A 1,031-nucleotide genomic window follows, 5' to 3' on the forward strand; every position below is an offset into this window, starting at 1 on the left:
AACAGAATTACCGGGTTTGATTCAATCGCCTGCTTAATACGCTCCATAATATCCATTGTTGTTACCTCTTTATTTGATTAGTTGTAGCAGATGGGGGCACCTGCTGTTAATTCAAGATTACGCCTTTGATTAAGGTCGTTGCAATAGTCCCAACACTCCGTCAAGACCACAGTGATTCAAAGCTGTATCGGCAGCTTCCTGCACTTTGGGTTTAGCATGATAAGCCACGCTCATACCCGCTTCAGCCATCATCAACAGATCATTTGCACCATCACCAATCGCCACTGCCTGCTGCTTTTCTATATTCAGTTCGGCACAGCATTTAATTAAAAAATCGGCTTTGGCCTGTGCACCGCAAATCTCACCGGTTACATTACCTGTGAGATAACCGTTTTCATGTTCCAGTACATTGGCCTGTGTGAATTCAAGATTCAGACGTTTTTTCAGTTTATCAGTAAAAAAAGTAAATCCACCTGAAACCAGTGCGGTTTTTATTCCGGCCTGTTGCACGGTTTTTAACATTAATTCTGCACCAGAATTGAGCATTAAGCGTTCGTTGTAAACCCGATCCAGCATATCCACAGGCAATCCTTCCAGTAACGCTACCCGTTGTTTAAGCGACGTTTCGAAATCAATCTCGCCGCGCATTGCTGCTTCGGTAATCGCTGCCACTTGGGGTTTAAGATCCATAAAGTCGGCAATTTCATCAATACATTCAATGGTAATTAAGGTCGAATCCATGTCCATTACTATCAAACGGCAATCATTTGTTTCAAAGTCTGCGGGAAGGACATTAATATCGACAGCATACTGTTGTCGTAACATCGACAAATCTGCATGCTGGGTATTTTCAATCAATGCATAACTGTCTTGCCATTGACATTGTCCCGATAGTTTTTCAGCAATTTCACCGGCCAGTTCCCGAGTAAGTTGAGGTCCCTGAACAATTATCTGTGTCATGATTTTTCCAGTCTTAAAATGACAAACGGCGAACTGATATACATCAGCTCGCCGTGTGCAAAAACAGATTT

At 42.6% G+C, this 1,031-nt stretch carries 1 protein-coding gene; it reads right to left on the reverse strand.

Going from position 1 to position 1,031, the window contains the following annotated elements:
- Positions 1-129 precede the first annotated feature (129 nt).
- Positions 130-1,031, reverse strand: a 902-nt coding sequence (gene serB / locus B3M51_RS03540; RefSeq protein ID WP_414673429.1) for a phosphoserine phosphatase SerB, incomplete at its 5' end; no start/stop codon positions are given.

The organism is Methylophaga sp. UBA2689 (assembly GCA_002354555.1).
In the GTDB taxonomy this organism is placed as follows: Bacteria; Pseudomonadota; Gammaproteobacteria; order Nitrosococcales; family Methylophagaceae; genus Methylophaga.